At 40.5% G+C, this 10,343-nt stretch carries 11 protein-coding genes; all 11 read left to right on the forward strand.

Annotated features, from left to right (window positions below):
- The first annotated feature begins 5 nt into the window (after positions 1-5).
- The 11 genes from K9B36_RS15735 to lysS all read left to right on the forward strand — a co-directional run bounded on the left by K9B36_RS15735 (position 6) and on the right by lysS (position 9,737).
- Entirely contained in the window at positions 6-923 is a 918-nt protein-coding gene (locus K9B36_RS15735) for a peptidyl-prolyl cis-trans isomerase (protein ID WP_223703339.1), read from the forward strand.
- 107 nt (positions 924-1,030) lie between these two features.
- Positions 1,031-1,957 carry a cysteine synthase A gene (cysK, locus tag K9B36_RS15740; protein ID WP_223703340.1) on the forward strand — a complete coding sequence of 309 codons (927 nt, stop codon included), beginning with the start codon at positions 1,031-1,033 and terminating at the stop codon, positions 1,955-1,957.
- A gap of 184 nt (positions 1,958-2,141) precedes the next feature.
- Positions 2,142-3,572 carry an anthranilate synthase component I family protein gene (locus tag K9B36_RS15745; RefSeq protein WP_223703341.1) on the forward strand — a complete coding sequence of 477 codons (1,431 nt, stop codon included), beginning with the start codon at positions 2,142-2,144 and terminating at the stop codon, positions 3,570-3,572.
- Positions 3,569-4,150, forward strand: a complete 582-nt coding sequence (pabA, locus tag K9B36_RS15750; protein WP_223703342.1) for an aminodeoxychorismate/anthranilate synthase component II — start codon at positions 3,569-3,571, stop codon at positions 4,148-4,150. The genes K9B36_RS15745 and pabA overlap by 4 nt, the downstream gene beginning before the upstream one ends.
- Position 4,151: 1 nt before the next feature.
- Entirely contained in the window at positions 4,152-5,051 is a 900-nt protein-coding gene (gene pabC / locus K9B36_RS15755) for an aminodeoxychorismate lyase (RefSeq protein ID WP_223703343.1), read from the forward strand.
- On the forward strand, positions 5,023-5,877 hold the full coding sequence (gene folP / locus K9B36_RS15760) for a dihydropteroate synthase (protein WP_223703344.1): 855 nt from the start codon (positions 5,023-5,025) through the stop codon (positions 5,875-5,877). Before pabC ends, folP begins: the two co-directional genes overlap by 29 nt.
- Positions 5,870-6,232, forward strand: a complete 363-nt coding sequence (gene folB / locus K9B36_RS15765) for a dihydroneopterin aldolase (RefSeq protein ID WP_223703358.1) — start codon at positions 5,870-5,872, stop codon at positions 6,230-6,232. Before folP ends, folB begins: the two co-directional genes overlap by 8 nt.
- A complete protein-coding gene (gene folK / locus K9B36_RS15770; protein ID WP_223703346.1) occupies positions 6,232-6,750 on the forward strand; it encodes a 2-amino-4-hydroxy-6-hydroxymethyldihydropteridine diphosphokinase in 519 nt (172 codons plus the stop codon). The genes folB and folK overlap by 1 nt, the downstream gene beginning before the upstream one ends.
- On the forward strand, positions 6,702-6,935 hold the full coding sequence (locus tag K9B36_RS15775; RefSeq protein ID WP_223703348.1) for a helix-turn-helix domain-containing protein: 234 nt from the start codon (positions 6,702-6,704) through the stop codon (positions 6,933-6,935). The genes folK and K9B36_RS15775 overlap by 49 nt, the downstream gene beginning before the upstream one ends.
- A complete protein-coding gene (dusB, locus tag K9B36_RS15780; RefSeq protein WP_223703350.1) occupies positions 6,935-7,936 on the forward strand; it encodes a tRNA dihydrouridine synthase DusB in 1,002 nt (333 codons plus the stop codon). Before K9B36_RS15775 ends, dusB begins: the two co-directional genes overlap by 1 nt.
- 310 nt (positions 7,937-8,246) lie before the next feature.
- Complete coding sequence (gene lysS / locus K9B36_RS15785) at positions 8,247-9,737, forward strand: lysine--tRNA ligase (protein WP_223703351.1); 1,491 nt, start codon at positions 8,247-8,249, stop codon at positions 9,735-9,737.
- Positions 9,738-10,343: the final 606 nt, after the last annotated feature.

Here is a 10,343-nt window from a genome sequence, read left to right on the forward strand (position 1 = left end):
ACAACATGCACCAAAAAGGGACGTTGAAGAAAAAATGGTTATGGAATATTATATTTGGCTTAGTTATCATAAATTGTTTAACCTTGGCGTTTTTGGCTAAGCAATCCCTTTCCTTAAGAGAAGCTTCTTCCGTAATGGGCCAAGAGGACATCATTGCTACTGTAGGTGATACTCCTATCACAAGAGGGGATAGGTTACGAGAGCTTGAGAAGATGTATGGGGATGAAGTGGCGCGTATTTTAGTTAATCAAGAAGTGATAAAGCAAATGGCAGAGAAGTACAAGGTGACCATCTCTGATGAAGCGGTAGAACGAGAGTGGAAAATGATTAAAACCATGTACAATCGATCGCCACTGCTTCAAACTGCTTCTGAGGAATCGGTCAAACAGCAAATCAGATCAAGTTTACTGCTAGAAGAATTATTAGTAAAAGATGTTACCATATCAGAAGAAGAACTAGAAAATTATTATCAGGAAAATGAAGAGCTTTATACAATAGATGATTCCTTTCATCTCTCTCATATTGTGGTGAAGACTGAAGAGGAAGCCAACATGGTAAAAAAAGAATTAGAAGATGGCTCGAGTTTTCCTTCTTTGGCCATGGAGCTATCTACAGATGAGCTAACCGCAAACCAGGGTGGTGACTTAGGATTTTTAACTCATAAATCAGAAACTTACCCTGCGGTTTATCTTGAGGAAGCCAGCAAATTAGAGGATAAAAAGTGGAGCAACCCTATCCCGGTAGAAGATTATTTTGTGGTGCTTTATTTGCACGAAAAAATAAACAGTGTTACCTATTCTTTTGAGGATGTAAAAAACCAAATTCGACGTCAGCTCGCCCTAGAACATATGGAAGGGACAATGGACCCATCGATTTTTTGGAATGAAATTGGAGTAGAATGGCATAATGCGTCTGCTCAATAGAGTAAAGATGAAGAAGGAAAGCAAATAAATTGACAATTCAGATTAAATGGTGTTAAATGGAAGTAATTCCGACAAAAACACTAAGTTTTAAGAATGGGGGAGTTAGTATGGTACGAGTGGCAAATTCAATGGATGAGTTAGTCGGGCAAACACCCATAGTAAAACTAAACCGAATCGTTGAAGAAGATATGGCTGAAGTATACCTTAAATTAGAATTTATGAATCCAGGGAGCAGCGTAAAGGATCGTATTGCTTTGGCGATGATCGACGCAGCGCTCGAAGAAGGAACGCTGAAAGAAGGAGACACGCTAATCGAACCGACCAGTGGCAACACGGGAATAGGTCTGGCTATGATTGCGGCTTCCAAAGGTTTAAAAGCAATCTTGGTTATGCCAGATACCATGAGTGTAGAGCGTAGAAATTTACTTCGTGCCTATGGAGCGGAGCTGATACTAACTCCAGGAGCAGAGGGGATGGGTGGAGCGATCCGGAAAGCGGAAGCTATTTCAAAAGAAAAAGGATTGTTCATGCCGCAGCAGTTTAATAACCAGGCTAACCCTGAAATTCATCGTAAAACAACAGGAAAAGAGATTGTAGAACAAATGGGAGATAGACTCGATGCTTTTGTATCAGGTATTGGGACCGGTGGAACCATTACAGGTGCTGGAGCTCTCCTGAAAGAAAAATATCCTGAAATAAAAATTGTTGCAGTAGAACCGACCGACTCTCCAGTACTATCAGGAGGAAAACCGGGACCACATAAAATCCAAGGAATTGGTGCTGGGTTTGTCCCCTCTATCCTTGATACAAAGATCTATGACCAAGTTATTACGGTGAAAAATGAACAGGCTTTCGAGTATGCTCGTCTTGCTGCTAAAGCAGAAGGGATTCTCGGTGGGATATCCTCGGGAGCGGCAATATTTGCAGCTTTACAAGTTGCAAAAGAGCTTGGAAAAGGGAAAAAAGTATTAGCGATAATTCCAAGTAATGGGGAACGTTATTTGAGTACACCGTTATATCAATTTGAAGAATAGGCAATGTTAAAGGAAAACAGGGAACCAACTGTTTTCCTTTTTTTATTGACTGATTTCGTATTGAATGTTGCTTTTACGAGCATTACGAAAAGAGCCTTTCAATTTTACATTCTTTCTTGTGCAATAATCGACAAGTATCATGTAGAATAAAGATACTATGCAAGTTAGGAGCGTGGCAGCAAGAATGCAAAAGGTACCAGTAGGTGTAAAGCTTCCTTTAGAAGAGAATGAGTGGTTTAGTCGGTATAAAGCGTTGGCCAAAAATAAATCCCATCACGTACTATTAGAAAGTGGTCGAGGTGGAAGGTATTGTATAATGGGTTTGGATCCGGTAGCTTCACTGAAAGGGAAAGGTTCAAGTCTCGAAATACACTATAAGGACGGGCAAAAGCAAAAGCTTAGCGGTAACCCTCTAAAGCTTCTTCAAGATTTTGTAGTCACAAGAACCGCTAAGAAGCTCGAAGGTTTTCCTGATTTTACAGGGGGAGCCATAGGGTATTTAACATATGATTGTGTTCGTTTCATCGAGGACATTCCTTCTATTTCTGAGGATGATCTTACTATACCAGATCTGTATTTCTTATTGTTTGATGATGTGTTTGTCTACGATAAGCAAGAAAAAGCACTGTTCATTATTGCTCATGCAAACGAAGGTGAAGAGCAGGGTGCTAAAGACAGAATAGAAGAATATAAAGCAAAATGGACAAGTGCTCATGATGCGGTCACGAACTACGAATTTGAAAAGAAACATTCAACCTTAAAGCGGGAAGTTTCTTTTACAGAAGATGCATTTATTGTAGCGGTTAAAAAGGTGCAGGAATATATCTCACAAGGAGATGTGTTCCAAGTAAATCTTTCGGTACGTCAGGCAGAACCATTAAAGACTCACCCGATGGAGATCTATTCAGCTTTAAGAAAAATAAATCCTTCCCCATATATGGGATACTTGCAGCTTCCGGAATTTCAGCTAGTGAGCGGTTCTCCTGAGCTGCTAGTGAAGAAAAAGGAGCAGGTGGTCAGCACCAGGCCTATTGCTGGTACGAGGTCACGAGGTAAAACGGATGCCGAGGACTTGGAATTGGCACAAGAACTGATAGAAAATGAGAAAGAACGAGCAGAGCATGTAATGTTAGTGGACTTAGAAAGAAATGATTTGGGGAGAGTTTGTCAATACGGTTCAGTGGAAGTAAATGAATTTATGGCAATTGAAAAATATTCCCATGTAATGCATATCGTTTCGAACGTCCAAGGTGTGTTAGCGGAAAATAAAGATGTTGCTGATATCATTGAAGCGACATTCCCTGGTGGTACGATAACAGGTGCTCCAAAAGTGAGGACAATGGAAATTATTGAAGAGCTTGAGCCTGTTAGACGTTCTGTTTATACTGGTTCTATAGGGTGGATTGGCTTTGATGGAGACATGGAACTTAATATATCCATTCGAACGATGATTGCCAAAGATGGAATGGCCTATGTGCAAGCAGGAGCGGGAGTTGTTATCGATTCTGTTCCAAAACAAGAGTATAAAGAGTCCTTGAAAAAAGCGGCAGCGCTTTGGAAGGCAAAAGAGTTGAGCGAAGAGGAGCAAAAAATAAGAGCTGAGGTGAGAGTATGATTTTAATGATCGATAACTACGATTCCTTTACCTACAATTTAGTGCAATACCTAGGGGAACTTGGAGAAGAACTACTCGTAAAACGTAACGATGAAATAACAATAGAAGAAATAGAAGAACTAGATCCAGAGTTTTTAATGATTTCTCCTGGACCGTGTTCTCCAAATGAAGCAGGGATATGTTTAGATGTTATACGCCACTTTGCTGAAAAAAAACCGATTTTTGGAGTGTGTCTTGGGCACCAATCGATTGCACAGGTATTTGGTGGAGATGTGGTGCGTGCAGAAAGACTGATGCATGGAAAGACGTCGCAAATGTACCACGATGATAAAACCATTTTCCAAACTCTTTCTAACCCATTTACCGCTACTAGGTACCACTCTTTAATCGTGAAAAAGGATACATTACCGGATTGCTTTGAGATAACCGCTTGGACCGACGAAGATGAAATTATGGCAATTCGCCACAAGGAGTTACCGATAGAAGGAGTACAGTTTCACCCTGAATCCATTATGACCTCTGTGGGTAAGGATCTGTTGCGTAACTTTATTCAAACCTATTCAAGCAAGAAGGTGTAATATGATTGTTTACAAGGACGGAAGCTGGAAGCCGATTGAAGAAACAACTGTATCTGTAATGGACCATGGCTTTCTTTATGGAGTGGGGCTTTTTGAAACCTTTCGAACCTACCAAGGTGTCCCGTTTCTTTTTCGTGACCATCTAACAAGGCTGAAAAAAGGACTTCATTCCGTTTATATAGAGTGGGAGGAACAAGAAGCCTTCCTTTATAATTTGGTAAACCTAGCACTAGAAAAAAACAACCTTACAGACGGAGTTGTCCGTTTAAATATAACTGCAGGAATCAGTAATTGGGGGCTGCCAAACGAAGAATATAGCAAACCCTCCACTATTCTTTTTACCAGACCAGTCGCATCAGTCCCAGATGGAAAAAAGGCGGTGTTTCTGAACATCCCAAGAAATACACCTGAGGGTGAAGTGCGGTTAAAGTCCCACCACTACCTTAACAATCTTTTAGGTAAAAGGGAGTTAGGCAAAAATTCAAATTCAGAAGGTATCTTTCTTACAAAAGAGGGATTTGTCGCTGAAGGGCTTGTCTCTAATATCTTCTGGATCAAAGATGATGTTCTATACACACCTTCAATATCCACGGGGATTTTAAATGGGGTAACAAGACAATATATCCTACATTTAGCATCGTTAATGAATGTAAAAGTAAAAGAAGGTTTCTTTTTAAAAGAAGAACTCCTACAAAGTGAAGAAGTATTTATCACCAATTCAACACAGGAGATGGTTCGTATCTCACAAATAGAGACAACACCTTTTCCTCACAAAACGAACTCGGTGTTGAATCAGTTAGAGAAATTATACAGACAGAGTACCGCACAACAATTGCAGTCCTATCAACAGGCAAAGAGGGTCGATATGCAAGATGATGAATACAAACTTATATCAATCTAAATTAACTTGTGGGCCCTATACCCTGCCCTATAAAGAAAAGACTCTTATCATGGGAATCTTAAACGCAACCCCCGATAGCTTTTCGGATGGGGGAAAGTACAACCAAACAGAGCAAGCGGTCCTTCGAGCGAAGGAGTTGGTAGAGCAAGGTGCCGATATCCTTGATATTGGTGGTGAATCAACCAGACCAGGGGCCTCGTTTGTAAGTGTGGAAGAAGAACTAGAACGGGTGGTTCCCATTATCGCCGCAATTTCAAAAGAGGTAAATGTGCCAATCTCCATTGACACGTACAAAGCGACTGTAGCGAAAAGTGCCATTGAAGCAGGAGCGCATATCATCAATGATGTTTGGGGGGCAAAAGCTGACCCTGATATGGCCAAAGTTGCTGCAGAATACGGTGTTCCTATCATTTTAATGCATAATCGAAAAGAGCGGAATTACCAACAGCTAATACCAGATATGATTAGCGACCTTTTTGAAAGCATCAGTATAGCCAAGTGTGCAGGGGTAAAAGAAGAGAATATTGTGCTTGACCCCGGGATTGGGTTTGCTAAAACGTTTGAAGATAATTTAACGGTGTTGAACTCATTAGAACACTTTTCTAGCCTAGGTTACCCTGTGCTTCTTGGAACATCAAGAAAATCCTTTATCGGCCGAGTTTTAGACCTGCCCGCTGAGGAAAGGTTGGAAGGTACAGGAGCGACAGTTTGCCTTGGTATACAAAAAGGCTGCCAGATTGTTCGGGTACATGATGTGAAAGAAATTTCGAGAATGGCCAAAATGATGGATGCCATGCTCCAAAAAGGAGGGACAACTCATCGATAAGATCTATGTTAATCAGATGAAGTTTTATGGATATCACGGTGTATTTCCCGAGGAAACCAAGTTAGGCCAAAGGTTTATCATCGACTTAATAGTAGAATTAGATTTGTCTAAAGCAGGTAAGTCAGACGACCTTACTAATTCCGTCAACTATGCTGATCTTTATAACACATGCCAGCAGGTGGTAGAAAAAGAAACCTATAAGCTAGTGGAAACAGTGGCGGAACGGATTGCCCAAAATGTTCTTCTATCTTTTCCTTTAATTGAGCAGTGCACAGTAAAAGCAATTAAGCCAGACCCGCCTATACCCGGCCATTATGAATCGGTGGCAGTTGAAATTACAAGAGGGCGAGCGTAATGTATGTATCCTATATTGCTTTAGGCTCTAATCAGGGGGAACGGCAAGCTATTCTACAAAGCGCTATAAAATCTATTATGGAGGATAGCAGGATCCAACTTGAGAAAGTTTCCTCCATTTATGAGACGGACCCGGTTGGTTATACCGATCAAGCGAGGTTTTTAAATATGGTAATTAAAGTAAATACCTCCTATGCCGCCCTTGAATTATTAAAGTTCTTGCAAAGTACAGAGAATATTTTTGGCAGAAAAAGAGATATAAGATGGGGTCCGCGAACGTTAGACCTTGACATTTTATTGTACAACCAAGAAAATATTGAAAATGAAGAGCTTATTATTCCCCATCCAAGAATGTGGGAAAGAGCCTTTGTATTAACTCCTTTATTAGAAATTGCGGATAGAGAAGATATTCCTAGACATATAGATCATAAAGCACTTCTTGAATTACAAGAAAGAGAAGGGGTACAAGTATGGAAGCCGATAAATGGGGAAGACGTATCCGTGCGTTTCGAAAGCTAAAAGGATATACCCAAGAAGCATTCGCGAAAAATTTAAATATATCTGTTTCTGTATTAGGTGAAATAGAAAGAGGCAATCGTGTACCGAAAAAAGAATTTCTTTGTGCAATTGCCGATGAGTTAAAGGTTTCGGTGGAGGAATTAACGCCACCTGAATTAACAAAAAGAGAGGAGGTTAAAAGCTAATGTTGAAAATCGGTGATATTCTAATGAAAAACCAAGTAGTACTTGCACCAATGGCAGGTGTATGTAACGCGGCATTCCGACTGACAGTAAAAGAGTTTGGAGCGGGCCTGGTTTGTGCAGAGATGGTCAGTGACAAGGCGATCCTTTATAAAAATGCTAAAACGATGGGGATGCTTTATATCGATGAACGCGAAAAACCTTTAAGTCTTCAGATCTTTGGAGGAGAAAAAGATACACTAGTGGAAGCTGCAAAGTTTGTAGATAAGAATACAACAGCAGACATTATTGATATCAACATGGGCTGCCCGGTGCCGAAAATCACGAAATGTGATGCAGGAGCAAGATGGCTTTTAGATCATAATAAAATATATGAAATGGTTGCTGCAGTTGTAGATGCTGTAGACAAGCCGGTAACAGTGAAAATGCGTACCGGATGGGACGACGAACATATTTTTGCGATTGAGAATGCGCAAGCAATTGAACGTGCTGGTGGACAAGCGGTAGCTGTGCATGGTCGTACTCGTGTACAAATGTATGAAGGAACTGCAGATTGGAACATCATTAAGCAAGTTAAAGACTCTGTCAACATTCCTGTAATCGGAAATGGCGATGTTCAAACCCCGCAAGATGCCAAAAGAATGTTAGAAGAAACCGGTGTAGACGGGGTGATGATCGGTCGTGCTGCCCTAGGCAACCCTTGGACAATTTACCGTACCGTTCAGTACCTTGAAACGGGGAAACTTGTTGATGAGCCTTCTGTACGTGAAAAAATGGATGTTTGTAAACTCCATTTAGATCGTCTTATTGATCTTAAAGGGGAAAATGTAGCGATTCGTGAAATGCGTAAGCATGCTGCATGGTACCTTAAAGGAATACGCGGAAATGCAAAGACACGTAACTCCATAAACGAATGCCTCACAAGACAAGAACTAGTGAGTCTTATAGACAATCTCGTGGAAGAGAAGGAACAACAAGAATCAGCAAACTTGCACGCTATTTGACATGCAAATAAGGCTATCCTATAATACCCCTAGATTACCCTTCAAAAACTGCCAGTCGGACGCTGGCAGTTTTAGCTTTATTTATAGTTGGAAATAATATAGGTAGGCATTTTTTGAAAACTTTTGCAGTCTTAAAGAGGAACCGTTCGATTTCTGGAGATGTACAGTGTTTTTTTGATATAATAAGAAGAATAATGTAGCTATTATAATAATTACATACTTTTAATAGATTCTAAACAAAGCTCTTTTCGTATAATAAAAGCAACATTCAATGCGAAAGCAGCCTAAAACAATGATGGAGTTGAGTGCGATGAGTCAAGAAGAATTAAACTTAAATGACCAGTTGATGGTGAGACGGGAAAAACTGAAAACACACCGCGAAAAAGGGTTAGATCCTTTTGGAACAAGATTTGAACGTACAAATGATTCGAAACAACTGATTGTTGAATACGGAGAAATAGAAAAAGAACTTCTTGATGAAAAAGAAGTTGCGGTAACCATTGCAGGGCGTATTATGACAAAACGTGGCAAAGGAAAAGCGGGTTTTGCTCACATTCAAGACCTGACAGGACAAATCCAGCTTTATATCCGTAAAGATGCGGTTGGAGACGACTCCTACGAAATTTTTAATTCCGCCGACATCGGTGACATAGTAGGTGTTACAGGAACGATTTTCAAAACAAAGGTTGGCGAGCTCTCTATTAAAGCCACCTCATTTGAATTGCTAACAAAGGCATTACGTCCATTACCGGAAAAGTATCACGGACTAAAAGACGTAGAGCAACGCTACCGTCAACGTTATCTTGACTTAATTACAAACCCGGAAAGCAAAGAAACATTTATAGCAAGAAGTAGAATCATCCAAGCGATGCGTCGCTACTTAGATGACCATGGTTACCTAGAAGTGGAAACGCCGATGATGCATTCAATTGCGGGCGGAGCTTCTGCAAGACCATTTATCACACACCATAACACCCTTGATATGACTCTTTATATGCGTATTGCGATAGAACTACACCTAAAGCGCCTTATTGTAGGAGGGTTGGAGAAAGTCTACGAAATCGGACGAGTGTTCCGTAACGAAGGAGTCTCCACTCGACACAACCCTGAGTTCACCATGATTGAATTATACGAGGCGTATGCTGACTACAGAGATATTATGAGCCTGACTGAAAACCTAATAGCGCACATTGCAAAAGAAGTATTAGGCAGCACGAAAGTAATGTATGGCGATAGTGAAGTGGACCTAACACCAGAGTGGAAACGACTGCATATGGTAGACGCGGTAAAAGAAGCAACAGGTGTAGACTTCTGGCAACAGATGACAGACGAAGAGGCGCATGCTCTTGCTAAAGAACATGGTATCCAAGTAACTGAGCATATGCAGTTCGGGCACGTATTAAATGAATTCTTCGAGCAAAAGGTGGAAGAAACTCTTATTCAGCCAACCTTTATCTACGGTCACCCTGTAGAGATTTCACCACTTGCGAAGAAAAACGCGGAAGATCCACGCTTTACAGATCGTTTTGAATTGTTTATCGTCGGACGTGAACATGCCAACGCCTTCACGGAGCTTAACGACCCAATCGATCAAAAAGAAAGATTCGAAGCTCAATTAAAAGAAAAAGAGCAAGGCAATGACGAAGCACATGAAATGGATCATGACTTCATCGAGGCCCTAGAATACGGAATGCCACCTACTGGCGGTCTGGGGATCGGAATAGACCGTGTCGTAATGTTGCTAACAAACTCTCCTTCTATTAGAGACGTTCTGTTATTCCCGCAAATGAGACACCGTTAATATATTTGGCTCTTTCCGTAAAGCTGCTTACTGTCCTGTCCATCTGAAAATAAGAATAGCTTTATTAGATTTAACAGGATAAGAGACCGACAGTAACGTCCGTGTACGGGTTGGACCAACTTAGGAACAAACTATACGAAAATGCATACAGTCAAAAGGATCATTCTTTCACAGGAGAGAATGATCCTTTTTGCAAGTATGGTTAATATTTAGCGCAAGCTGCTTAAACCCTTGGTGTTAAGTAAACATCAATTGTAATGCCTGTGCTTTACATAAGAACACACGCGCCAGAATTCAAGGTCTAGTATTGAGTTCGAATGTGGTTTGAAAATGTGCAGCGATATAAAACGATACTAATAGAAGATACAAATAATGCGATAATTACAACATTAAGACTTTGTAAAGTTTATTACAAAAAGCTATTGCCTTTAGCAATGGACGGTGTTATATTAATAAACGTTGTCACAAACGACAGCTTATCACGAAAAAACGAAAACAAAAAAGTTATTGACACCAAATAATTAATTTGGTAAGATAATAAAGTCGCCTTGAGAGAGGCGCGATAGAAAATGATCTTTGAAAACTAAACAAAACAACAGCGTCTAC

Source organism: Sutcliffiella deserti (assembly GCF_020037475.1).
Taxonomy (GTDB): Bacteria; Bacillota; Bacilli; order Bacillales; family Bacillaceae_I; genus Sutcliffiella_A; species Sutcliffiella_A deserti.